The organism is Bradyrhizobium sp. BWA-3-5 (genome assembly GCF_032917985.1).
Taxonomy (GTDB): domain Bacteria; phylum Pseudomonadota; class Alphaproteobacteria; order Rhizobiales; family Xanthobacteraceae; genus Bradyrhizobium.
Window position 1 is genome coordinate 1,821,266 of sequence record NZ_CP136626.1, and the last position, 24,689, is coordinate 1,845,954.

The 24,689-nt window shown below is 58.3% G+C and carries 23 protein-coding genes and 3 pseudogenes; 19 read left to right on the forward strand and 7 right to left on the reverse strand.

Annotated features, from left to right (window positions below; translation table 11 throughout):
- Positions 1-306: 306 nt before the first annotated feature.
- The 3 genes and pseudogenes from RX331_RS08790 to RX331_RS08800 all read left to right on the forward strand — a co-directional run.
- A pseudogene (locus tag RX331_RS08790) lies at positions 307-381 on the forward strand (hypothetical protein); the annotation flags it as partial.
- A 21-nt stretch (positions 382-402) separates the two neighbouring features.
- On the forward strand, positions 403-777 hold the full coding sequence (locus RX331_RS08795) for a GreA/GreB family elongation factor (RefSeq protein WP_317258065.1): 375 nt from the start codon (positions 403-405) through the stop codon (positions 775-777).
- Positions 778-1,050: 273 nt separating this feature from the next.
- Positions 1,051-1,692, forward strand: a complete 642-nt coding sequence (locus tag RX331_RS08800) for a TfuA-like protein (protein ID WP_317256199.1) — start codon at positions 1,051-1,053, stop codon at positions 1,690-1,692.
- A gap of 192 nt (positions 1,693-1,884) precedes the next feature.
- Here RX331_RS08800 and RX331_RS08805 read toward each other — a convergent pair.
- Positions 1,885-3,905, reverse strand: a pseudogene (locus RX331_RS08805) (4Fe-4S binding protein).
- 606 nt (positions 3,906-4,511) lie between these two features.
- On the opposite strand from RX331_RS08805, the gene RX331_RS08810 reads away from it, so the two are divergent.
- The 11 genes from RX331_RS08810 (at position 4,512) to RX331_RS08860 (ending at position 15,688) form a co-directional block, all read left to right on the forward strand.
- A complete protein-coding gene (locus RX331_RS08810; protein WP_317256200.1) occupies positions 4,512-4,859 on the forward strand; it encodes a carboxymuconolactone decarboxylase family protein in 348 nt (115 codons plus the stop codon).
- Between the two features lie 314 nt (positions 4,860-5,173).
- A complete protein-coding gene (locus RX331_RS08815; protein ID WP_317256201.1) occupies positions 5,174-5,680 on the forward strand; it encodes a DUF3305 domain-containing protein in 507 nt (168 codons plus the stop codon).
- 6 nt (positions 5,681-5,686) lie between these two features.
- Complete coding sequence (locus tag RX331_RS08820) at positions 5,687-6,397, forward strand: DUF3306 domain-containing protein (RefSeq protein WP_317258066.1); 711 nt, start codon at positions 5,687-5,689, stop codon at positions 6,395-6,397.
- Positions 6,398-6,883: 486 nt separating this feature from the next.
- Positions 6,884-7,699 carry a molecular chaperone gene (locus RX331_RS08825; protein ID WP_410708150.1) on the forward strand — a complete coding sequence of 272 codons (816 nt, stop codon included), beginning with the start codon at positions 6,884-6,886 and terminating at the stop codon, positions 7,697-7,699.
- Entirely contained in the window at positions 7,699-7,899 is a 201-nt protein-coding gene (locus RX331_RS08830; RefSeq protein ID WP_317256202.1) for a formate dehydrogenase, read from the forward strand. The genes RX331_RS08825 and RX331_RS08830 overlap by 1 nt, the downstream gene beginning before the upstream one ends.
- 11 nt (positions 7,900-7,910) lie before the next feature.
- Positions 7,911-10,829 carry a formate dehydrogenase subunit alpha gene (locus RX331_RS08835; protein WP_317256203.1) on the forward strand — a complete coding sequence of 973 codons (2,919 nt, stop codon included), beginning with the start codon at positions 7,911-7,913 and terminating at the stop codon, positions 10,827-10,829.
- Positions 10,830-10,838: 9 nt separating this feature from the next.
- Positions 10,839-11,435 (forward strand): formate dehydrogenase FDH3 subunit beta, encoded by a 597-nt coding sequence (gene fdh3B / locus RX331_RS08840; protein ID WP_317256204.1) that lies wholly within the window; start codon positions 10,839-10,841, stop codon positions 11,433-11,435.
- 85 nt (positions 11,436-11,520) lie between these two features.
- The gene (locus tag RX331_RS08845; RefSeq protein WP_317256205.1) at positions 11,521-12,534 is read left to right on the forward strand and encodes a formate dehydrogenase subunit gamma; all 1,014 of its coding nucleotides are present in this window, start codon (positions 11,521-11,523) and stop codon (positions 12,532-12,534) included.
- Between the two features lie 959 nt (positions 12,535-13,493).
- Complete coding sequence (gene ctaD / locus RX331_RS08850) at positions 13,494-15,104, forward strand: cytochrome c oxidase subunit I (RefSeq protein WP_317258068.1); 1,611 nt, start codon at positions 13,494-13,496, stop codon at positions 15,102-15,104.
- Positions 15,105-15,165: 61 nt separating this feature from the next.
- Positions 15,166-15,360 carry an NYN domain-containing protein gene (locus RX331_RS08855; protein WP_317256206.1) on the forward strand — a complete coding sequence of 65 codons (195 nt, stop codon included), beginning with the start codon at positions 15,166-15,168 and terminating at the stop codon, positions 15,358-15,360.
- Positions 15,361-15,391: 31 nt separating this feature from the next.
- Positions 15,392-15,688, forward strand: coding sequence for an NYN domain-containing protein (locus tag RX331_RS08860; protein WP_317258069.1), 297 nt, complete (start codon positions 15,392-15,394; stop codon positions 15,686-15,688).
- 729 nt (positions 15,689-16,417) lie between these two features.
- On the opposite strand, the gene RX331_RS08865 is transcribed toward RX331_RS08860, so the two are convergent.
- The 6 genes and pseudogenes from RX331_RS08865 to RX331_RS08890 all read right to left on the reverse strand — a co-directional run bounded on the left by RX331_RS08865 (position 16,418) and on the right by RX331_RS08890 (position 19,380).
- On the reverse strand, positions 16,418-16,570 hold the full coding sequence (locus RX331_RS08865) for a hypothetical protein (protein ID WP_317256207.1): 153 nt from the start codon (positions 16,568-16,570) through the stop codon (positions 16,418-16,420).
- Positions 16,571-16,900: 330 nt separating this feature from the next.
- Positions 16,901-17,323: a hypothetical protein gene (locus RX331_RS08870; RefSeq protein WP_317256208.1), complete on the reverse strand. Its 423-nt coding sequence runs from the start codon at positions 17,321-17,323 to the stop codon at positions 16,901-16,903.
- Between the two features lie 89 nt (positions 17,324-17,412).
- Complete coding sequence (locus RX331_RS08875) at positions 17,413-17,907, reverse strand: hypothetical protein (protein ID WP_317258389.1); 495 nt, start codon at positions 17,905-17,907, stop codon at positions 17,413-17,415.
- A gap of 25 nt (positions 17,908-17,932) precedes the next feature.
- Positions 17,933-18,004: pseudogene (locus RX331_RS08880) on the reverse strand (hypothetical protein); the annotation flags it as partial.
- Between the two features lie 25 nt (positions 18,005-18,029).
- Positions 18,030-18,470, reverse strand: coding sequence for a Na/Pi symporter (locus tag RX331_RS08885; RefSeq protein WP_317256209.1), 441 nt, complete (start codon positions 18,468-18,470; stop codon positions 18,030-18,032).
- A 121-nt stretch (positions 18,471-18,591) separates the two neighbouring features.
- Positions 18,592-19,380, reverse strand: coding sequence for a DeoR/GlpR family DNA-binding transcription regulator (locus RX331_RS08890; RefSeq protein WP_317256210.1), 789 nt, complete (start codon positions 19,378-19,380; stop codon positions 18,592-18,594).
- 318 nt (positions 19,381-19,698) lie between these two features.
- Between RX331_RS08890 and RX331_RS08895 the strand changes: the two genes are divergently transcribed.
- The 5 genes from RX331_RS08895 (at position 19,699) to RX331_RS08915 (ending at position 24,655) form a co-directional block, all read left to right on the forward strand.
- On the forward strand, positions 19,699-20,715 hold the full coding sequence (locus RX331_RS08895; RefSeq protein ID WP_317256211.1) for an ABC transporter ATP-binding protein: 1,017 nt from the start codon (positions 19,699-19,701) through the stop codon (positions 20,713-20,715).
- Positions 20,716-20,785: 70 nt separating this feature from the next.
- On the forward strand, positions 20,786-22,042 hold the full coding sequence (locus RX331_RS08900) for an ABC transporter substrate-binding protein (protein WP_317258070.1): 1,257 nt from the start codon (positions 20,786-20,788) through the stop codon (positions 22,040-22,042).
- A gap of 47 nt (positions 22,043-22,089) precedes the next feature.
- Positions 22,090-23,010 (forward strand): sugar ABC transporter permease, encoded by a 921-nt coding sequence (locus tag RX331_RS08905; protein ID WP_317256212.1) that lies wholly within the window; start codon positions 22,090-22,092, stop codon positions 23,008-23,010.
- Positions 23,007-23,816 carry a carbohydrate ABC transporter permease gene (locus RX331_RS08910; RefSeq protein WP_317256213.1) on the forward strand — a complete coding sequence of 270 codons (810 nt, stop codon included), beginning with the start codon at positions 23,007-23,009 and terminating at the stop codon, positions 23,814-23,816. Before RX331_RS08905 ends, RX331_RS08910 begins: the two co-directional genes overlap by 4 nt.
- Positions 23,816-24,655 carry an endonuclease/exonuclease/phosphatase family protein gene (locus tag RX331_RS08915; protein ID WP_317256214.1) on the forward strand — a complete coding sequence of 280 codons (840 nt, stop codon included), beginning with the start codon at positions 23,816-23,818 and terminating at the stop codon, positions 24,653-24,655. The genes RX331_RS08910 and RX331_RS08915 overlap by 1 nt, the downstream gene beginning before the upstream one ends.
- Positions 24,656-24,689 lie beyond the last annotated feature (34 nt).

Sequence of the window (24,689 nt, forward strand, 5' to 3'; positions counted from 1 at the left end):
TTGACGTCAAATCGCCTTCCTCCCGTGACCGCGTGAAGGCGGACGGGGACTAGCGTGAACCACGAAAACTAGTGCGCGCTTTCGCCGCAATGTTGGTAACGCGATCCGGGACTATGTTACATCCTATGACGATCTTCATCGACATCGATCCGCGCATAGCTCGGCTCTGTCCACACGCTGGCCACATGCAAGCACGCGTTTAGCCGGACGGCTGATCGCGCCGTCCGGGCTCTCTTGTCAACAACAGTTTGGTTTTGTGGCTTCCCAAAAAGGAGCCCGCGTTGCCTTGAGCAGAAGGAGTGCGCTGTGCTGCCTCTTCCCAAGATCGTTCTTTCCGCCTCCGACTATCCTCGACTTGAGCAACTCGCGCGCATTGGCGTCCAACAAGGGGACATGAGCGCGATGTTCCTGATGGTCGAGATCAACCGGGCGGAGATTATTTCGGACGACGCCCGCGATCTTGAATCGATCGTCACGATCGGATCCTGGATCTCGTATTGGGCGAATTGGGGCATCCCGCGAAAGACGGTGCAATTGGTCTGGCCAGAGGACTGCACGTCCGACCTTGCCAAGATATCCGTTCTATCGCCATTGGGGGCTGCATTGATCGGTCTCCATGTCGGCGACCAGATGCCGTACTTCGTCGCAGGCTGCATGAACGTGGTCAGGATCGAAAACATCACGGGACCCGGTTCCAATGTCGTGCCTCTGGTTCGTGCTCCCGTGTTCGCCGACAGTGACCCCATTGATGACGATCCAGGGCCCACCGCCGCCTGAAGGAGACCGCTATGAGCAAGCAAAGCGCAGGATTGTTTGCGATACAGGGAACGGCGACAGGTCCTATGGTGGCCACGACATGACACATGTCCTCGACATCGATCCGCGCATCGCGCGGTGTTGCTTGCACGCCGGACGCCTCCAAGCAGGAGCTCAGCCGGACGGCAGTTGTGCCGTCCGGATACCCCTTCCTTCATCAAACAGGTTTTTGGTGCGTGGCTCTCCCGCGCGGGGAGTCCAAACAAGAAGGCATGAAGGGGAGAGTAGACAAGCATGCCGATGCCAGTTGTGTTCACGGGGCTTAGCCTCTCTCAAGAAGAAGCTAGGACACTACTCGCAGCCGACGTCCGGCCTCCGGTTAAGCGAGGCGATCTCGATCAACTGAGCGATGAGACGGTCGCTGCGATCATCGATGGAGAACTCGGTGGAGATTCCGCCGTTCCAATCGATGAGATCCGCCGAGCTCTGCGTCGCGGTGTAAAGATCAGCGGGGCTGCGAGCGTCGGCGCCTTGCGCGCGTACGAAGCGCGCGAAGATGGTATGGTGGGGCTTGGATGGGTATACCGGGCCTACTGCACCGGGCGCATATGGGGCACCGACGAGATCGCAGTCATATACGATCCCAATTCCTATCGTTCCCTCACGATCCCCCTAGTGAATGTTCGCTTCTGCCTGGAGCGCCTGATCACCCGGCGGGGCATCAGCGCGGAAGAGGCCGACCACGCTATGGCCTCTTTGAAGCAATTGAGTATCGGAAAGCGGAATCGCCGAAGTATTCTACTTCACCTTGCCGGCCTATTGGGTCGAGAGCGAGTAAGGAAGATGTTAAAGCTGGTCAGGCCTGCAGAGGACGACGTGAAGAAAGGCGACGCATACGAGTTGCTGCGCATCTTGGCCAAAGGTTCGAACAACTAGGCGCAACGCCTATCGTGGTGAGCTGCAAAGACTTAGCGAAGGCGATTTCTAGTTTCGGCGCAGCGGGCGACGATTGGTTCCATGGTCGCTACGGTCTCAGCAAGCGGCTTGATCGGATTCGAGTTTGGCGACGCGTCGGCGGATACTCTTGAGCCGGCGCTATTCGCGGCTGGCCCGCCACCGGCGCAGCGACTACCTGATCGGATCGCCTTTGCTCACCTCACGGGTGCGTAAGTAGTCCTCGGTGGTCACAGTTGGTGGGCGCGGCACCGCATGAGGATCGAAACTTTCGTTGACGACGGCCTCAACGCGGCAGTCTTCACACATCTTGACGACATCGATGCGCCGAGCATTAGCACCGGAAAACATCCAGTGCTTTTCCTGAAGTGTGGCGACCACGCGTTCAATTGTGCTTCTCGTGCCGAACGGCTTGCCACATCCGATGCAATGGAAGGGATCCTCTTCCTTCAACACCCGCTGCCGCGCATTCCATGCTTGAAAATCGAGCCGCGGTTGCAGCGTAATGGCCTCCTCGGGACACGTCCGTTCGCACAGCCCGCATTGTACACAGGTGCTTTCAGTGAAGCGTAGCATCGCGCGGTCTGGATTGTCCGACAGTGCGCCGGTCGGGCAGGCGTTCACACAGGAGTGACATAGCGTGCAGCTCTCGACATTCAACAATGCGCCGCCAAATGGTGCGCCGGGTGCGAGCGGCACGACATCGACGGGCGCTGGCGAAGCTCGGTGCAGTTCGCGAAACGCGGTTTCGAGCAAACCGCGCTTGGCGCCGCGCGGAACGAAGGTCGCGGGTTTCGGGGTTGCTATGCCAGCCGGCATTGTGTTCAGCATGGCAAGGAGTTGATCGGGGTCATCGGTCTCGATGATGCGCACCAGACCATCGCCAAAGCCGAGGGCTGCGACAATCTCAACAAGCCGCCGGAGACCGAGAAGATCGTAACTGGGTCGTGCACGCGTCAGCAACGCGGCGCCTGCTGCGCCGTAAGCGAACAGCGCAGCAATCGCCTCGGGCCCGACTTGGGTAACTTCGTTGACCCGGACCGGGAGCACATTTCCGGCAGACCGTCGCCGAAGCGCGCCAGCGCGTGGATCAAGGGTTCGCCGTGGTCTCCGTCATGAAATAGCACGACAGCATTGATACCGCCAGCCTTGCGATAGGCCTGCAAAAGGGTGCGCAACCGTCGCATCAGCACATCTGCGGTCGGCAGCGCATAGGATGCAGCTCCGGTCGGGCAGGCCGCGGCGCAGGAGCCACAGCCTGCACATACGTCAGGATCGATTGCCACGGCGTTGCCGTTTGGCGTGATCGCGCCGGTCGGACAAAGATCAAGACAACGCGTGCAGCCGGTGATCGCCGAGCGCGAATGGGCACAGAGCGATTCGTCGAACTGGATAAAACGCGGCTTGTCGAACGTGCCGACCAGATGGCCGGCGTTCGCGATCATTTTTTCGACTGCGGCGCGGTGGCGGGGATCGGCGCATAGATATCCGGGCCTCAATTCGTGTGCCGGAAATAGCGGCGGGCCGCCGCTGATATCCAGCACGATATCGCAGGTCGAGACCGCGCCATTGCGCGGCGCTCCGAACTCCAACCGGCGGCGCGACGAAGGCGCTGGAGTTGCAAAATCGTCAATCGTGAGCTCGAACTGGCCGAGATGCCCACGAGCGTTGCGCACGCTGCCCTTCAGGACCGGAAACTCGTTTGAGTGGCCAGGAGTCACATCGCCAGGCCTAGTTAGAAGCACCGTGATGTCCAGACAGTCCGCAAGTCGGCGACCGACCTCGATAGCTACTTCGTCGCGGCCATAGATTAGGGCGACGCCGCGGCTCTCGAGCGTCACCAGGTCGATCGGCTGCGCATCCTCGCCTGCCGCCGCGATCAGCGCTGCGGCCTTTGGGCCAGCCGCGGCCGCATCCTTGGACCATCCCGCGGTTTCTCGAATGTTGACGAAGGTGAGCGCTGAGGAGGGGACAAGATCTTCCGCCACTTGCCGGAACAAAGGGGCTTCCTGGGTACAGGCGACGGTAATAGGTACGCCGTCGGTGAGTGCCGTTCTGAACCGGTCGATTTCGAACCCGCAGAGCTGGTCGGCCTGGGTAATCCGTCCTGAACAAGCGCGAGCTATCGCCCTCGCATCAGGCTGCATGGTTCTCTCACAGGTGCAGATCATCAGATTAGGTGTGGAATCACCCATCATTTCTTACCCATCGTTTCCTCCGGCGACGCCGAACCCTCACAATTGCATGACCAGACTTCCGTGCTCAGTTGAAGCCCGAAACGGATACGTCGTCGGCCTGCTTGAATATCGGCTTCAGACGAATATGCAACGCGCAAGCCGAGCTCGACGAACATCCAGCGTATGACCACTGCTGAGTTTCACAAATGATAAAAGCCGCCAATTGATATCAATCAAATTGTTAGAACGGCCTCGTCCCGCACCGGACCGGCAACCGCAGGCGGTTCATCTTGCTTTTCGCCGTGTCCGTCTTAGCTTGCCGAATGTATCAACTCTGGAGGCAGCGTCATGAGAGCTTTCATTGCAGCGATAATTTGCGCGGCAGCGACCGGGGTCGGGGCGGCCTATTTACTTCAAGTGCAACAGGAGACTGTCGACGTTGCATTCTCAACGAGTAGCGCGCGCGTCGGCGACCCCGGCAGCAATTTGGTCGGGATGGATAAAGGCTGAGCCTGGCTGACATCTCGTAAGCATTCGAGCGGAACGCGATCTCATGGGCGCAAAACCCATGACACCGCAATGACGATCACAATAAGCGGCGCAACACCGAAATGGAGAGCATAAATGCCGGACATGGTATCTAAGTCGCACACGAAAGAGCTTGCTCAGAAACGCAGGGACTTATCACCCAGTACTGAGTCGGCTTTTCAAAGCTTCAGCCAGGCGGTTTTCACGGACGGTGCGCTTCCCACGAAGGTTAAACAGATCATCGCCGTCGCGGTGGCACATGTAACCCAATGCCCTTATTGCATTAAGGGGCATACGAAAGCGGCGTTACGGCATGGCGCCTCGCACGAAGAGCTGATGGAGGCGATCTGGGTCGCAGCTGAAATGCGAGCGGGAGGGGCTTACGCTCATTCTGTCCTCGCAATCGAGGAAATGGAGAAAGCTGCGGCGACGATGAATAAGTGAGCCGGTGACTCTGTCGCCTTGGATCTCAGGCCGACTTCTGGTCATCGACAAATAGTTGGCAGTCTATATGGCGCTGGGTGAGCTAAGGCTATCGTCCGATGCCGATGCTGCGGAATGCCGATACCCCGCCTCTCAGCGAGCCGGTCCAGCGTCATCAGACTCCACTGGTTGACATTCGGAGATGCAGGCGTAAAGCCAGGAATGCAAGCTTAAAGCGGTCTTTCTCATCTGGCCGTCACGCCCGGGAAGGAGCTGCGCACGAAGCCGCAGTATCTCTTGATCAGGCTTTGGACGGAGCAATTGGAGGCAGTCGCGTGAACGTGATAGCGCCACACATGCGGATTCCCGTCGGCGTCATTGTCGAACGATGCAAAGCCAATTCGCAATGGTCTGAATTTACCTGGCGCCCGATCGCCGTGCTTGGCGGCCTCCCGGACGCGGATCCGTGGACGCAGCTTTCAGGCGAAGGAGAGAGCGTGACCTTCTACGCCGGTGCCGCGGAGATCGAGCTTTATCGCACTGAAACGGAAAACTACCGCGACAATCTCGTCTCGGCCACGCCCTCAGTGTGGGTCGCACTGCTCTCAACCGCAGGCGATCTTCCGTATAAAATTGCCGCCGTCACGGCGGACCCGGCAGAGGGAGAGGCTTTGACGGAACCGGGCCAGGGAATTGTTGAAGCCGTTCCGATGCCGACCTCGGTGCGTGATACCATCGCCTCCTTTATTTCAGAACACCACGTCGAGCGGACCTTCGAGAAACGCAAGCGCAATCGTGCGGATCCGGAAGCGCTGGCGCGGCCCGCAGCAAGAGAGCGGTGATGAGTAATCACATGGAATTTCTCGCGATGGTCCGATCGCAAGCGCCGCGCGGCAACAGACAAGAACGCGGAATCGAAATCGGAGTGTAGCCCCGATAACACTGCCTCCGAAACTTCGACTGCTCCTGCACAGGACGAAACTAGACTGCCGTTCGATGACGCGAACTTGCCTACACTTGAATCCATCGGCGCCGCATCTGATATCCGAGCCTTCCTCGAAGCTGGGGTACCTGGCGATTTGGCGCGTGCAGCGCTTCGCCGCGTGTGGTCGTCCGATCCTGCGATCCGAGACTTTGTCGGTTTGTCGGAAAACTCCGGGGACTTCAACGCGCCTGGTGCGATGGCGGGCTTCGGACCGATCGATAAGGAGGAAGTCGGACGGCTTCTAACGCGATTGTTTGGAGAAGAGCCGGATACAATAGCCGCTACCGCGCATCCTCCTCTGACAATATCGGAGGCGGAGGGCTCTCAAAAGGCAGCACGCGAATCCAATCCGGTCGAGTATCGGTCAACCAACACTGAACCGGCGGTGTCGCGTCAGCAATTGGACGTCGATAAGATAAGTGTCGCCGGCGAAGTGACGCGACAGGGTAGGGCCACTGCTACGCAATTGGGAATCGACAAGTCAGAATGTCTTCCGCCAATTGTGCGACGTCGAAGTCATGGTGGCGCTTTGCGCCGGCTCCTGTCTGGCGGGACAATGAATAACGACGAGTGAGGCACCGTCTTTCAGGATAGCAAACCGGACGAAATTCTGGCCGGGGTCAAGGCCTCAACGGAGATTCTTGGCGGATCAGATACCCGATGAGATTTGCAGCGTGATCGCGCTCGCGCCTGACGTCGATCCGCCCGGCGTTGGTCTGAGCTATGCGCCACGGGACCATTAAACCTGATAACGCATCGTCAGCATTAGACCAAATGCACTTCATAACCGGGGTACCGGAAGCACACTCACCTGATGGTCATTAGTCCGGTCCGCTGCACGCACCCAGCGCCAGCAGGGCGACCAGTTTCTCCTCGGTGCTCGACCATTTTTCATGCAAGAAAACTGCACTCAATCCTCAACGAAATTCAATTGCCCAATCCATGCCTTGATGAAAGGCTCCCGACGTCCTGTGTTACGCGCGTCCAGCAGGTCGCGCAACACTACACAGGCGGCAACTGAACGGGCGCACAATTGCGCATTTGGTGAGATGCAAACGGGATGACCGCGCTTACCCATACCGGGACAAAAAAAGAGAGAAATGAAAAAGACGACCGGACACGTCAGGAGGCTGTTCCCGATGTTCTCGAAGTGTCTCAGCTTCCCACGTCGAAGTTGCCGAATTTTCCGGCTCGTCCGCTGTCGATTCAAGGCGTGATGGACCTCGAGCGCGAGATGCTGTGGTCGGAGTGCGGCCATGAGAAGCCCCTCGAGATCGACAGCGTCGATGCGCACCGCGCCCAGGAATATTCACTTCTCGCCATGCTGCTTAGCCGTTCGCCAGATGCAGCCACGCTCAAACGAATCGCCAAGCTTGGTGGTGATGCTACCCCGCTTGGCCTCGCGCATCTAGCTCTTGCGCAGACGGCCGCCACTGCGAGTGTGGAAAGGGTCGCACGCGAGTACTTCACCCTTTTCATTGGAGTTGGGCGCGGCGAGTTACTTCCCTACGGATCATACTATCTCACCGGCTTTCTCAACGAGCGGCCGCTGGCGCGATTGCGGGAAGACCTTCGCCGGCAAGGTATTGAGCGTACCGAAGCGCAGGCAGAACCGGAAGATCACGCTGCTACTCTTTGCGAGATCATGGCCGGTATGGCCAGCGGTCAATTCCAGATCCCCGACATAATGCAGCGTCGGTTTTTCGAGAAGCATCTCGCCTCTTGGATTGGGCGTTTCTTCGCTGATTTGGAACGAGCTGAAGCCGCCGAGTTCTATCGTCCGGTGGGATCGCTCGGCCGGCTCTTCGTGGAGACCGAGACAGAAGCGTTCATGCTACCCACAAGAGCCGAAGCGCGTAACCGGGAGGAGACGTGATGCATACGGCAGACGAGACATCAGTCGGACGTCGTCAGTTCCTTCGTGCGCTTGGCGCAGGAGCGGCGATCGCCGCCGCCTCTCCGCTTGCTCCGGTGGCGAAAGCCGATAGCGAGAACAACGAGGAAAAGCGCAAGTCTCGCTACAAGGAAACTGATCATGTGAAAGCCTATTATCGCGTCAACCGTTATCCGAGCTGAAGGAGGCGACCGTGCTGATCAAGAGAACCGAACGCGAAAAGCACCGCGGCTCGTTCGCCGCCGTCGCCAGTAGCTCGACCAAGTATCTCGATCGCCGCGCCTTTTTGCGCCGTTCGGGCTTGGCTGCCAGCGGTCTCGCTGCCTTGGGGTCCATGCCGCTTATCAGCGTGCGCAAAGCAAAGGCGGGCCCGCCGGCAGAGACGGGCGCTGCGGTGAGCATCCACAAGAACATCTGTACGCATTGTGCCGTTGGTTGCACGGTTACCGCCGAAGTGTCGAACGGCGTATGGATCGGCCAGGAGCCGAGTTGGGACAGTCCGATCAATAGAGGCTCGCATTGCGCTAAGGGCGCCTCGGTGCGCGAGCTAGTGCACAGCGAACGCCGGCTGAAGTACCCGATGAAACTCGTCAATGGGGAGTGGACTCGCATCAAATGGGATCAGGCCATTGATGAGATCGGCAACAAGATGCTGGAGATCCGCCAAAAATCCGGACCTGAATCGCTCTACTGGATGGGCTCGGCGAAATTCTCCAATGAAGGCGCCTATCTCTTCCGAAAGATTGCGGCGTTCTGGGGGACCAACAACAACGACCATCAGGCGCGCATCTGTCATTCGACTACCGTCACCGGTGTAGCCAACACTTGGGGCTACGGCGCGATGACCAACAGCTTCAATGACGTTCGCAACTCAAAGACCATGATATTCATGGGCTGCAATCCGGCCGAGGCGCACCCGGTCTCGCTGCAGCACATGCTTGAAGGCAAGGAGCTCAACAGGGCGAACTTCATCGTCATCGATCCGCGGCTGACGCGCACGGCCGCCCATGCGAACGAGTATGTCCGCATCCGCCCCGGCACCGACATTCCGGTGCTGATGGGAATGATGTGGCATATCTTCAAGAATGGCTGGGAGGACAAGGAGTTCATCAAGCAGCGCGTTCACGGTTTCGAAGAAGCGCGCAAGGAAATCGATAAGTGGAATCCGGAAGAGGTCGAACGCGTCAGCGGGGTTCCCGGCGCGCAGCTCGAGCGCGTCGCCAAATTGTTCGCGACCGAGAAGCCGTCGACCCTGCTCTGGTCTATGGGCCAGACCCATCACACCGTCGGCACCGCGAACGTTCGCGCCAGCTGCATGTTGTTGTTGGCGACGGGTAACGTCGGCAAGCCAGGAACCGGCGCCAACATTATCCGCGGGCATGACAACGTGCAGGGCGCGACCGACATCGGCGTCGATACCGTGACGACGCCGTTTTATTACGGTCTCAGCGAAGGTGCGTGGAAGCATTGGAGCCGCGTCTGGGAAGTCGACTACGATTATCTGCTCTCCCGCTTCGATTCCAAGAAGATGATGGAAACTGCGGGCATTCCCCTGACGCGCTGGTTTGATGCCGTTCTTCTGCCTCGGGACCAAGTTGATCAGAAGGATAACGTGCGGGGCATGTTCGTGCAAGGACACGCGAGCAACAGCATCACGCGTATCCCGGAATCGATGAAAGCGTTGCCGCTGCTTGATCTGCTCGTCGTCGCCGATCCGCATCCCACCACTTGGGCTTCATTGGCCGTGGGGGCCGGACGCAAGGAAAACATGTATCTGCTGCCGATTTGCACGCAGTTCGAAACATCCGGATCGCGTGTTGCGTCCAACCGTTCGCTGCAGTGGGGCGAACCGATCGTCAAACCGACCTTCGAGTCGAAGGACGATTATCAGGTTCTGTACCTCATAGCGAAGAAGCTCGGCTTCGCCGACCAAATGTTCAAGAACATCAAGGTTGAAGGCGACCGTCCGGTTCCCGAGGATGTCCTGCGTGAAATGAATCGGGGAAGCTGGAGCACGGGCTACACCGGCCAGTCGCCGGAGCGGCTGAAGGCACACATGAGGAACCAGCACAAGTTCGATCTGGTGACGCTGCGCGCGCCCAAGGACGATCCGGAGGTCGGGGGCGACTTCTACGGTCTGCCCTGGCCATGTTGGGGCACACCGGAGCTCAGGCATCCCGGATCTCCCATCCTCTACAACAGCGACGCTGCTGTCATGGACGGCGGAAATGGATTCCGTGCGCGCTTTGGAGTGGAACGCAACGGCCAGACGCTGCTGGCCGAAGGTTCATATCTGCCGGGTTCGGAAATTAGGGACGGCTATCCTGAATTTACGATGGGCGTCTTCAAGAAACTGGGCTGGGACAAGGATCTTACGGCCGCAGAACTGGCGACCATTGAGAAAGTCGCAGGCGACCCCAGCAAGATTGACGCGGTATCATGGTCGACGGATCTTTCCGGCGGAATCCAGCGCGTCGCGATCAAGCACGGTTGTTCGCCTTATGGCAACGCCAAGGCGCGGACCGTCGCCTGGAATTTGCCCGATCCAATCCCGGTGCATCGCGAGCCGATTTATTCGCCGCGCGTCGATCTGATCGCGCAATATCCGACGTTGCCGGATGCGAAGCAGTTCAGGCTGCCGAATATCGGCTTCTCGGTACAGAAGAGCGCTGTCGACAGAGGCATCGCCAGGGCGTTCCCGCTGATCGTTTCGTCGGGTCGCCTTGTCGAGTACGAGGGCGGCGGCGAGGAGACCCGTTCCAACAAATGGCTCGCCGAGTTGCAGCAGGAGATGTTCATTGAGATCAGCCCGGCGGATGCGGCCGAACGCGGAATCAAGGATGGCGGTTGGGTCTGGGTCACTGGAGCCGAGAACAGTTCCAGGGCAAAGATGAAAGCGTTGGTAACCGAACGCGTCGGCAAAGGCGTGACCTGGATGCCCTTCCATTTTGGTGGCTGGTTTGCCGGCGAGGACCTGCGGTCTAGATATCCGCAAGGCACCGATCCGATCGTGCTCGGCGAGAGCGCCAACACGATCATGACTTACGGCTACGACCCTGCAACAGGCATGCAGGAGCCCAAGGTCAGTTTGTGTCAGGTCAGTGCGGCGTGAGGGGATAACATGGCTCGCGTGAAGTTCCTTTGCGACGCCGACCGTTGCATCGAGTGCAATGCTTGCGTGACCGCCTGCAAGAACGAGCACGATGTCCCGTGGGGCATCAACCGCCGGCGCGTCGTAACCATCAATGACGGCAAGCCGGGCGAGAGATCGGTCTCCATGGCATGCATGCATTGCACAGACGCACCGTGTCAGGCGGTGTGCCCGGTAAACTGCTTTATCACCACGGACGATGGCGTCGTCCTACACTCCAAGGATCTCTGCATTGGCTGCGGCTATTGCTTCTACGCCTGCCCATTCGGCGCGCCGCAATATCCTCGCGTCGGCAACTTCGGCTCGCGCGGAAAGATGGACAAGTGCACCTACTGCGCCGGAGGTCCTGAAGCGGACGGTTCGAAGGAAGAGTATGCAAAGTATGGCGCCAACCGGTTGGCCGAAGGCAAGTTGCCGCTATGTGCGGAGATGTGCTCCACCAAATCGCTGCTCGCCGGTGACGGCGAAATCATCGCGCAGATCTACAAGGAACGCGTGATGAAACGCGGTTACGGATCTGGCGCCTGGGGATGGAAGACTGCGTATCAAGAGACCATCGCAACTTAGTACGAGCCCGCGGCCGTCAAGGCTCGATTGCGCTCGAAACGAGTCTCACAGGGGTTTGAGAAGAGCCTCACCAGGAGGATATGGCATGATAGTTGTTATCGCCAAATTCCGCGTCATCGTCGGGGCGCTGGCGTTCCTCGTAATGGCGCTAGGTGTACCGTCAGCGAGTGCTCAGCAGCCTACGATGGTCAACCCCCAGGCGAGCGCCGTAACGGAAAGTCAGCTCTTCGATGAGCTGAATCGCATCTCCGGTCGCTGCACGGTACCCGATCAGAAAGCCTGTACGATCGAGCAGCCCGCCGGTCGTGATTGGCGCCATTTCCACGAGGTGACGCTCCGTTGGATCGGTGGCTTCGTTATCGTCGGTACCGCGGCCCTGCTCATGGTCTTCTATCTCTGGCGCGGCATGGTGAAAATCGAAAGCGGACGATCAGGACGCACAATCGTGCGCTTCAACGGCTTCGAACGGTTCGTGCATTGGATGACGGCAACCTGTTTCATCATTCTCGCCCTTTCTGGGCTCAACATAACCTTCGGCAAGCCTCTACTACTGCCTCTCATCGGTCCGGAGTGGTTTACGGCCTGGTCGCAATTGGCAAAATATGCCCACAACTATCTGAGCTTCCCGTTCACGATCGGTGTGTTCTTGATATTCCTCTTGTGGATACGGGGAAACATCCCCAATCGGGTCGATGTGGAATGGCTGAAGCGGGGCGGCGGGATCGTCGGCCATGATCACCCGCCGGCCTACCGGTTCAACGCCGGACAGAAGATGATCTATTGGATTGTCGTACTCGGCGGCACCGCCGTGGCGGCTAGTGGCTATGTGTTGATGTTTCCCTTCTATGGCACCGACATTGCCAACATGCAGGTCGCCCAGATCGCTCATGCCATCGTCGCGGTGCTGTTCGTCGCCGCTATGATTGGGCACATCTATATCGGTACCATAGGTATGGAAGGTGCGTTTGAAGCCATGGGGACCGGAACCGTGGACCTGAATTGGGCCAAGGAACATCATAATCTATGGCTTGAGAAGGAGCAGGCGCGAACCGGGCCGAACGAGGCGCAGCGGCAGCCGGCTATCAGCCCAGCCGAATAACTTACTTAGGGAGAAGGCGGAGGGAGCGGGCCCCAGGGTAAGGCTGTCGAATACCGGGCAGTCGAATGCTCGAGCTAACGAGACACCGACCTGCAAAGCACCTTGGTGTTTGCAGGTCGGCGTGAATAAGCTGTAGCGTTCCATTCAAGGCTGCGACGTATCGCAGTTGATATTAGTTCTGCCGCTCTCGTTAATCGGCTGCTTATCGTCATCCCTTCGGCTTGACGCCCTCTTTAGGATTGTTGGGCTGGGGTTGCATTCCGGGCGGCGAATCCCCCTGCGGGCTCGATGCGGGCGGACCGCCGGACGTCGTATCAATCGGGCCGGGATGACCTTGTGGTTGAGGTTGGCTGGGTGCCACTGCAGTCGGACTACTGGCGGCTGAGTTTGCAGCTGGATTGTTGGTAGGATCGGAATTGGGAGACGCGGTCTGTGCAAGCGCAGCGCTACCAACAAGCGCAGCGCCGAGCACCAGTATGGATATCGCTCGCATATCGTTTTCATCCGTTTGTACTTCGTCATAGTAACCGATGTGGCATCCTCGCGTTCCACCACTCGTGTTCTTGGAGCGCAATTTAAGTGGCCATGGCCTCGACGCGTATAATCAGGATTGCGAGTCTAAGTCCTATGATGTCTTTCCAGCGTCTCGGCGCGATCTCTCCCTACCAATAGCTCCGCCTGTAAGTCTGCCCGGGCACAATCGGCGTTGATCTGACAAAAAAGTAGCGGCAAACACCGTGCTGCCGGTAGGCTTAATCAAAAATCATGCACTCACACGACAATTAAATTCGATTGTCGGATGCGTCTTCCGATGAGACACAGACAGCAGACTTGCTGTGACAAGCCGATGTAGTGGGTATCACGCTGGACTCGGCATAACCGTTCGAAGCGCCACGGGAGCATTCGAGGCTTGTGTCACGCGCGAGTGATCTGCTTGATCGGAGCCACTGATGAAGTCGATGTCGAGAGTTAGCGACGCGCCCGAGGGAGGTAATGAGTACCCGAGCGGCTGGCGCCGCTATCTTTACTCAACCAACCACAAAGACATCGGCACGATGTATTTCGTGTTCGCCATCTGTGCGGGCCTGCTAGGTGGATTCATTTCGGTTGTAATTCGGATGGAGTTGCAGCAAGCGGGCCTGCAAGTTTTTTCGAACACGCATACCTACAACGTATTCGTAACCGGCCACGGTCTAATCATGATCTTTTTCACCCTCATGCCGGCGATGATGGGTGGATTTGGCAATTGGATGGTGCCGCTGATGATCGGCGCGCCTGATACGGCGTTTCCTCGTATGAACAACATATCGTTTTGGTTGCTGCCAGCGTCATTTGCGCTGCTTATCATCTCGATGTTTGTGGAAGGCGCGCCTGGGTCGAACGGCGCTGGTACGGGGTGGACCCTCTATGCGCCGTTGTCGACCTCGGGCCATCCGGGACCAGCAGTCGATTTCGTGGTCCTATCTATGCATCTCGCGGGCGCGTCTTCGATCCTCGGCTCGATCAATTTCATTACCACCATCTTCAATATGCGGGCGCCGGGTATGAGCTTGCATAAAATGCCGCTATTTGCCTGGTCGGTCCTCGTGACGGCATTCCTGTTATTGCTATCGCTGCCTGTACTGGCCGGCGCCATCACCATGCTTCTCACCGACCGCAACTTTGGAACGACGTTTTTCGCGCCCGAGGGCGGTGGAGACCCGGTATTGTACCAGCATTTGTTCTGGTTCTTCGGTCATCCCGAAGTTTACATCATGATTCTGCCGGGCTTCGGCATCATCAGTCACGTAGTTTCCACGTTCAGTCGCAAACCAATCTTCGGCTATCTCGGAATGGTCTATGCATTGCTTGCGATTGGAGTCATTGGGTTCCTCGTCTGGGCCCATCATATGTACACCGTGGGGATGTCTAGCAGCGCACAGGCGTATTTCGCGTTGGCCAGCATGGTAATCGCAGTTCCAACCGGCATCAAAATCTTTTCCTGGATCGCGACCATGTGGGGCGGCTCCATCACATTTAGAACACCGATGCTGTGGGCGATCGGCTTTATCTTCGTATTCACGGTTGGCGGTGTCACCGGCGTCGTGCTGGCCAATCCGGGCATCGACCGGACGTTGCAGGATACTTACTACGTGGTCGCTCATTTCCATTATGTGCTGTCGCTCGGTGCCGTGTTCGCCATCTTCGCAGGTTGGTACTATTGGTTTCCGAAAATGACTGGATACATGTACTCGGAAGCTCTCGGAAAACTGCATTTCTGGCTGACGTTTGTCGGCGTCAACCTTGCGTTTTTTCCGATGCATTTCCTCGGGTTGTCGGGAATGCCGCGTCGAATTGCCGATTATCCCGACGCATTTGGTGGATTGAACCAGATTGCCTCACTCGGGTCCTATGTCTCCGCCGGCGGTCTGATCGCGTTCATGGCAGGCATGGTCTATGCCTTCGTCCGGAAGAAGAGGGCGACGGACAATCCGTGGGGGCCCGGCGCAACAACGCTGGAATGGACGCTTTCATCGCCGCCGCCGTTCCACCAATTCCACGTGTTGCCTCGGATTATGGAAGATCGCTAGGTACTTTCGCGTACACGACGACGAGGAAACAAGCCGCGCACATCAGCGCGGAGTAAGGGACATGACAGGACGAATTGCGCTCTTCATCGATGGAGTCAATTTACACCACACAGCGAGAAATCTTGGCTTCGAGATCGACTACAAAAGGTTGCTCTCAGAATTTGAAAAATTCGGCTCCATAGTCCGTCCGTACTTCTACTCGGCAGTAGGGGAGGGCGAGGTCAGTAGCGTTCGGCATCTAAACCGATTGGCTTGACTTCAATGGGTTCACCGTCCGAACGAAGTCGATAAGGCATTATGAGGATGAAAGTAAGAGATCGAGGCGCAGCATTGGCGTAGACCTCGCAGTTGATGCGCTCGAGATCGCCCCACGAGTAGATGCCATTTTCCTTTTTTCTGGTGACGGCGATTTCCGTGTCCTCGTCGAAACGGTTCAGCGTTTGGGAGTCAGGGTCACAGTCGTGTCGAGTACGCGGACCACGCCGGCGATGGCTTCCGACGAACTGAGAAGGCAAGCGGACGCTTTCCTTGAGTTGGCGACATTAAGAAAGTCAATCGAGCGACAAACGCGCCGGCCGGGCTGAGAGCCTTGAAAGAAAATCCTCACACGTTCCTTGGACGGCAACATCTAGGAGCGTTCCTAATATGATTACAAGCTCGGAGCTGACCCGCGCTTCAAAAAGGTTCTGAGTGCGACCAAGGATGAGATCACGGCCATAGTGTTTTCATCGATGCTCTACAAGCGCGGTTGGCGGCTGCTTCACCGAAAAAGCATCGGTAGTCCCGCTCGCCCAGGCGATGTCCTCGTTGAGATTTCCTGCGCTCGTTCGTCTAGCATCACGACGGATGGCCGGCGGCTCGTGAATAATCGCCGAGCGGCAACTTCAGCGATCCAAGCGTCCGCCTCTTGGGCAGATCGGCCTTCCTGTGTGAAGCGGGGGAGGGGAATATGCCTGGACGCGCCACGGTCGCTCGTGGTCCTCAGGGGATCCGGGGCCATTACTTTGCGATCTCATTTAGCGCGGCCAATTTGCTCGGCCTGTCTCGCTATGCGAGGCTTGACGGCAAGCGAGAGATCGCGCTGCTCCCCGGCTTCGTCTCCGAGGCATTGGGAGCAACTTGATGGCGCGCCATGACCGAACGCGTCTTGCGGACGTATTTGGCACTGGCCTTACTGTAGCCCGCCGTCGCACTTGCCCATGCGACCACCACGGCTCTTGTGCGTATTGAACACCGACAATCGGCTGCATTACGCGCTGTCGATCGCGCTGTCCGAAGTACCGAACAGGTCGCCGAACTCTTCACGCCTGTCGTCAACGGCGATCACCCGGCCGCGGACCGATTACCGAATACGCCCGCGAGACACTTTCAGTCGAACTCGGCAGCACGCGCTGCCGGTTGGCCGCGTGCGGATCGGCGGTGCCGGCGCCACAATCGAGATCGAGTTTGCCCGTGATGCCTCGCATGGCCGTCTCGAGAGATTGCCGAGGAGGTGCGGGCTTCTGGGTGAGCATTATCGAACGTTGGGAATTTGCGGACAGCCAATGGCGGGCGGGAGGTCAGCTTTAAGGAACCCGCAAGGTCACGATCATCGGCGGCCATTAGCTGGGCGAACGCATTTTCGAATGGTGATGCGTGCAATCGCTCGCTGTCGCATCATTTTCGATTGCGCTGCGAGCCCAAGGCGGAGCGCAAGGGCGAGCCGCCCGGGGATTGCAACTAAGAGCCATGTCCGAAGGACAGGGCTCTTGGTTATTGGGTTCGCGATTGTCCATGCGTAACACTTCGCGCGGCGACTACGTCGCGCGGCTCGGCAGGAGCGCGCCGCTGCGCTCCAGCACCGGATACGCCGCGGCAGCCACGATATGAGAATTGATCAGCTTGATATCCCGCAACAGGTCGAGGTGGATCGAACTGGCTTGAGCGGCCTGGAGATCACCGTTGCGCAGTCGATCGACATGCAAAGCTGTCGCTTTGGATTTGGCATCCCTGAACGCGATTTCTTCGTCGGCCAGTAATCGAGCGGTCCGCGGATCTTCGGTGACGAACAGCGATGCTGCGGTTTTGAGATTGACGGAAAGGCGCTCGATCATGGCGGTCAGTTCCTTTTGTTCTTCCTCGGAAAACACCAATGCCCGCTTCAGCCTCTTGGACGCGTGCGGCAAGAAGTTTCGGTCGACGACATCGCCGGCTTGCTCGATATTTATCGTGAAGGTCAAGATCTCATTGAGCCGGCGACGATCTGCGGGATTCAATTCTTCCGGATCAAGCGACGTAAGGTAGGTCTTGACTGCGATATTCAGCCTATTCAACGCGTTTTCGCGCCGGCGGTCTCAACCAGCAATCTTCGCTCTCCCTTCGCCAGTCCAGCATTCACTCCTTGGAGCATTTCCTCAAGCACGTCGGCGAGCCGTAGCGCATCGCGCGAAGCTGCACCGAGCGCGACGATGGGCGTCTCCCTGGCGGCGGGATCGAGATAGAGCGGACGTGCCGGATCAGCCAGATCCATCTTTTCTGGGAGCAAGCGGCGCAACAGCGACGCATAGGGCCCCAGAAGCGGTAGGGATACCGCAGCCACCGCAAGATTAAAAAGGGTGTGGAAATCGGCCACGGCGCGCGCGCTGGTTGGCTCGATTGATACCATGCAATGACTGATCGGGCCGAGAAAGCCTATTGTTATGGCTACGCCTAAGATACGTCCGATCAGATTGCCCAGCGGAAGGTGTTTTGCCGCCGGATCGTTGCCTCTGGGCCCCTCCAAAAAGGGGATTGATGGCCGTGCCAAGATTTGCGCCGAGAACAAGGGCAAACGCCGCGTCGACAGGAACCACGCCCTTCGTCGTCAAGGAAATAATGAACAGGACGATCGCAACACTCGAATGGGCAGCCCATGTTAACAAAGCCGCCAGACATACATTAAAAAAACTACGAGGTGGAAATCGCGCCTAACACCAGGCTCAAGACTGGTGAATCTTCGTAGCCCGTTATGAGACCAAGAAGCTGGTGCAACGCAAGCAGCATCAGGCCGAGGCCGATGAACACACGACCGAGATCGTGTGCCGGGGTTCCTGAATCCCTGCGGAACATCACCATGCCGAGCAAAATGAGAGCTGGAGAAATCAACACGATATCGAACGAGAGAATCTGTACGATTAGCGTCGTTCCCACGTGGGCACCCAACATGACCGCGAGGGCCGGGACGGGCCCCACGAGGCCTTCCGCAGCGAAGCCGGCCGTCATCAGTCCGGTGGCCGTGCTGCTTTGAGGCAGAGCAGTAATGCCAACGCCCGCGAGGAAGGCGCGAAGGCGGTTACGCAAGGCGTGACCCAGGATGGAGCGCAACTTCGAGCCGAACGCGCGCTGCACACCGGTCTGCACTATGTGTGTGCCCCAAAGCAGCAGCGCGATCGAGCCGGCGAGATCGATCAGGGAAATGAGCGGAGAGATGATCGATGCTCTCCTGGAAGGGGCGACGAACTGCGCCGACTTACGCAGCGTCTACGCGACCATCGCACGCGATGTGAATCCGATCCGCGTATTGTTCGGTAATCGAACGAAACCCCGCTGGTAGTGGCTTGTCCGTGAAGAAGTGATGGCATTCGCCAAGATGGCCGCCGCGCACCGTAGCGTTGCGGCCGAACTTGCTGACGTCCGCGACCAGCAGAGCGACCCGGCAATTGGCAACGATGGCCTGACGTGCCTGAAACTCATCCGAGTGAAAATCGAGCAGGGCGCCGTCTTGATCTATGCCGCCGACGCCGAAAATTCCGAAATCCGCCTTGAAACCGGAAAAAAACCGTACTGCGGCATCGCCGACGATGTCACGGTCGAAGGGACGTAGTGTCCCCCCAGCGATCGTGATTTCGACGTCTGGATTGCGCGCGAAGGCTGCTGCTACGTTCAGGCTATTGGTGATGACCCTTAGATCCTGACGATTGGACAATGCCTGTGCGACATATTCGGGCGTCGTGCCGAGGCCGATCACAAGTGATGCGCCGTCGGGAATGAAATTGGACACCGCATGAGCGATCCGTCGTTTGGCGTCGGAGTTCAATCCCTGCCGACTTCCATAGGCAAGATTCTGGTTCTGAACTGGAAGGCTGACGCCGCCGTGGATCCGTCGCAGCAGGCCTTGGTCGCATAGCTGGTTCACCACGCGGCGAACGGTTTGCTGCGTGACATCGAAATGCCCGGCCAGATGTTCGATCGAGGCGAAGCCCCGCTCGCGCACGATCTCCAAAATCCGGGTCTGTCGCTTGGTGACGGTCGTGAGCATGGAATCCTGCCTGTGGGACAAAAGTATCATTCGAACGCAAAATGAGCAATTTTTATTTCATTTGCCCACATTCTGTGTTCATATGAACGTAGGGAGGAGTTGAAAATGCGCACGCACGGAGAAAAGCCTTGAAAGCTTCCCGAGCGATGGGCGCCGGAACGATCGACCAGCCATAAGACAGATCCTCGTCACAACAGGATCGATCGCCTTCGCTGGCTGGCGGATTGAGAATGATGTCAGGACAAAAGAAGCAACGGACCAAGACGCGTTCGCGCGACCTATACGTGCGCGGCAGCACAACGTTGAACCGGATAGATCATGTCGGAGATTACGCTGGATCACGTTTCCAAGAATTGGGGGCCCATGCGGGCCGTTGACGACGTGACTCTCACGGCGGAGGAAGGCTCGCTGCTGGTGCTGCTAGGTCCATCGGGCTGCGGCAAATCCACGACGCTTCGCCTGATTGCAGGTCTCGAGCAGCTCGACGGGGGCACGATTACGATCGGCGGCACGGACGTGACCAATCTCACGCCGGCCCAGCGCAAAATCTCGATGGTATTCCAGTCCTACGCGCTGTTTCCGCATTTGAGCGTGGCAGAGAATATCGTCTTTGGCCTGCGCGTGCGGCGAGTATCCCGCGCCGAGCGCGATGCGCGGCTCAAGCGTGTTGCTGAAATCGTTGGCCTCGGACCGTTGCTCGAGCGCAAGCCGTCTCAACTGTCCGGCGGCCAGCGTCAGCGGGTCGCGCTCGCACGCGCCATCATCGCCGAGGCGCGGGTCTGCCTGATGGACGAACCTCTTTCAAATCTCGACGCCAAGCTGCGTCATGAGATGCGGACCGAAATCCGGACGCTGCAGCAGCGACTTGGAATGACGATGGTCTATGTGACGCACGATCAGACCGAGGCCATGACCATGGCAGATCGCGTCGTGCTGATGCGGGACGGCTGCGTCGAGCAAAACGGCTCGCCGGAGGAATTGTACAATCGGCCGGCGACGGCATTCACGGCGCGGTTTATCGGAACGCCGCCGATGAATCTCATCCCGCAGGGCGATCGGCTGATCGGTATCCGGCCGGAACATATCCGCATCGTGTCGCAAGACGGTCACGCTGCGCGCGTAAAGACCGTGGAGCATCTCGGTGCCGATAGCATCATCCTGTGCGAGCTCGAAGGCCAGCCGGTTTCCGTGCGGCAGGATGGTTTCAGCAAAGCTCATCCAGACGAGGACGTCAGGCTCGCCTGGGATGCAGCTCACGAACATCAATTCGATCAGAAATCGGGACGGCGGCTGGATTCGGCCGTCAATGCGACAAGGCGAATTGCGTCCGGCTGAACTGCAACGACGGTCTTCGGCGCGACAATAAAAGTAAAGGGAGGACGACATGATATCTCTTCGACGAACGATGCTGGGGGCAGCCGCGCTCGCCGTATTGTTGCTGGGCCCACGTCCCGCGGCGGCGGTGGACTTGACCATGTACTATCCGGTTGCGGTAGGGGGCCCGGTGACGAAGATCATCGACGACATGGTCTCGCGTTTCGAGAAAGAGAATGCGGACATCAAGGTGACGGCGGTCTACGCCGGCAACTACACTGATACGATGACCAAGGCGATGACGGCGATGAAGGGCGGTCAACCGCCGCAATTGTCGGTGCTGCTGTCGACCGACGTCTTCACGCTGATGGACGAGAACGCCATTGTGCCCATGGATGATCTTGTCGCTGACAAGTCGTGGTTCAAGGAATTCTATCCGGCGTTCATGGCAAACGGACAGATCGGCGGCAAGACCTGGAGCATTCCGTTCCAGCGCTCGACGATCGTGCTGTACTGGAACAAGGACGCGTTCAAGGAAGCGGGCCTCGATCCGGAACAGGCGCCCACGACCTGGGACGAAATGGCCGAAATGGCCAAGAAGCTCATCAAGAAGGATGCGTCCGGCAATACCACGCGCTGGGGCGTTGAAATTCCAACGACCGGCTATGCCTACTGGATGCTGCAGGCGCTTGCCATTGAGAACGGCCAGAAGCTGATGAACGAACCCGGTAACGAGGTTTATCTCACGGCGCCAAAGACGGTGGGCGCGCTGGACTATTGGGTCGACCTGTCGCGCAAGCACAATGTAATGCCGACGGGCAGCATCGACTGGGCGACGCTGCGCACCGATTTCCTCGAAGGCAAGACCGCGATGATGTGGCACACCACAGGCAACCTGACTGCGGTCAAGGACGCTGCCAAGTTCAACTTTGGGGTCGCCATGCTGCCGGCCAAGGAGCGGCGCGGCTCACCCACCGGCGGCGGCAATTTCTACATTTTCAAGAATGCTTCTCCCGAGCAGCAGAAGGCCGCCGTGAAATTTATCCAGTGGATGACGGCTCCCGAGCGCGCAGCGGAGTGGAGCATGAAGACCGGCTACGTCGCGGTTTCTCCGGCGGCCTACAAGACCTCGGCGATGGAGGCGTATGCAAAGAGTTTCCCTGCCGCCACCGTTGCCCGTGATCAGCTTGAACATGCCGTGCCGGAATTGTCCGTTCACGAGAACGGCCGCATCTACAAGTTCGTCGGGGATGCTGTGCAGGCGGCGGTCACTGGCACCCAGAAGCCGCAGGAAGCGCTTGCCGCCGCCCAGCAGCAGGCCGACCGTGTACTTCGCGCGTACAAGTAAGGAATCGGGCAGGATGGCGGCTGGCCGCCATCCTGCCTGACGATTCGATGTCCACGCAAGCCGCCATATCGTCAATTGCTGCGCGCCGACCGAGATCGCATGCGTGGTTGAACGCCGTGAATGCCTGGCTGTTGCTATTGCCGGCGGCTGTGCTGCTGATTGCGTTTACGCATTTCCCGATTTTGGCCACGATCCGTCATTCCTTCTTCATCACGCGCCGAAACGGCACCGAGGTCTTCGTCGGCCTCGACAGCTACCATTCCATGGCAGCCGATCCGATTTTCTGGAGAGCACTCACCAATAATTTCTGGTTCGCGCTTGGTACCATTCCAACGTCGATCGCGTTGGCCCTGCTGATGGCAATCTGGGTCAATCGCAACATGCGCGGACGTGGCTTCCTGCGCCTTGCCTATTTCACGCCCACCGTGCTGCCGATGATTGCCGTCGCCAACATCTGGCTGTTTTTTTACACCCCGGACTACGGATTGCTTGACCAGCTGCGCGGGCTGTTCGGCCTCGCAGGCTGGAATTGGCTTGGCGATCCCTCGACCGTGATGAGCTGCCTGATCGTCATGGTGATCTGGAAGGAAGCCGGTTTCTTCATGATCTTCTATCTCGCCGCGCTCCAACAGCTTTCGCCCGACCTTGAGGAGGCGGCTGCGGTGGAAGGTGCCAGCCGCTGGTACACGTTCCGGCGGATCACCTTTCCACTTCTGATGCCGACCACCCTGTTCGTGGCGATCAATGCGGTCATCAATTCATTCAAGCTGGTTGATCAACTCGTCATCATGACCAAGGGCGGTCCAAACAACGCAAGCACATTGCTGCTCTATTACATCTATGAAGTTGCATTCACGTTCCAGGATTCGGCCTACGCAGCAACGCTGACCGTCGTGCTGCTGGTCCTGCTGAGCACGGTCGCGTTGATCAAATTCGGTTATCTTGATCGCAGGATCCACTATCAATGAACGGGCGGACGCATCTTCTCGAGGCGGTTGCCGCGTGGGTCTTGGCGTTGCTGTGGCTTGCGCCGCTGGCCTACGCATTCTGGAGCGCATTGCATCCTGCTGCTTATGCAACCTCGTTCAGCCTGTCTGCGCCCTGGACGCTGGAGAATTTCGTGCGGGCCTGGAATCAGGCGCCGTTCGGTCGCTACTACCTTAATACGGTCATCCTGGTCGTTCTAATCCTGATCGGACAGCTCATCCTGTCGACGCTGGCGGCTTACGCCTTCGCGCGCTTCAAGTTCAAAGGCAGCGGCATCGCGTTTGCGCTTGTCCTACTACAATTGATGATTATGCCCGACGTACTGATTGTCGAGAATTACCGCATGATCGGAAAGCTCGGATTACTGGATACCATCCCGGCCATCGCGTTGCCCTATCTCGCGAGCGCGTTTGGCATCTTCCTGTTGCGTCAGACGTTCAAAAGCGTTCCACAGGAACTGGTCGAAGCGGCTCGGGTCGAGGGGGCAGGGCCGTTGCAGATCCTCTGGCGGGTCTACGTTCCGTTGGCGCGGCCCACTTATGTCGCTTTCGGCCTCGTTTCGGTCAGCTATCACTGGAATAACTTCCTGTGGCCGCTGATCGTCACGAATTCAGTGGAAGCCAGACCTCTGACCGTAGGGTTGGCGGTATTCGGCGCACCGGAGACTGGCGTAGATTGGTCGATAATCAGCGCTGCGACCGTGATGACGATGGCGCCCCTGTTGCTCGCCTTCCTGCTGTTCCAGCGGCAGTTCGTCCAATCCTTCATGCGCGCGGGTATCCGCTGATGCGGTTGATCACCTGGAATATCCAGTGCGGAAAAGGTTGCGACGGCGTGACCGACCTGGCGCGGATCGTTGCAACAGCGAAGGAGACGGCCGACGCGGATATCTTCTGTTTCCAGGAGGTATCTTCCGGTTTCTCCAAGCTCGATGGAAATGTGGATCAAAGTGCGCAAATTGCTGCACTGTTGCCCGGTTATCTGCCGGTGTTTCGACCGGCAATCGAAACGATGGACAGCGTCGACAGACTGCACCGGTTCGGCAACATGACGCTGTCGCGCTTACCAGTCTTGCAGATTGCCAATCACCTTCTACCGTGGCCGGGAGCAGGTGCCACGCGCAGCATGCGCCGTCACGCGCTGGAGGTCACGGTTCAGGCCGCGTTCGGCGCTCTGCGGATTGTCAACACGCATCTCGAATATCACTCTGCGGGCCAGCGCGAGGCGCAGATTGCCCGGCTGCTGGACCTGCAACAGGAAGCGTCGACGAGCCCCAAAGCGTCCGGTTCGCAGCATAGCGAACCCTTCGGGAGTCAGACGGTGGCTGCGTCGAGCCTGCTGTGTGGTGATTTCAACTTCGATGTCTCTGACCCGCAGCACGCATTGATTCATCAATCGGTTCGTTCCGGCTTCAACTATCGGGACGCATGGACCATCTGTCACCCGGATCGATCGAGATCGCCGACCTGCGGACTTTACGATCAAGCGCAGTGGGTCAATGGCCCGGACTGTCGCGATTTCATTTTCACGACAGAAGATTTGACCGGCCGGGTCCGCCGCGTCGAAGTCAACGGCAAGACCGATGCTTCCGATCATCAACCTGTCCTCATCGAACTTGCTGACTAAGCAGTTTTGCCTGCGTCGGCGATCGGCACGGAAC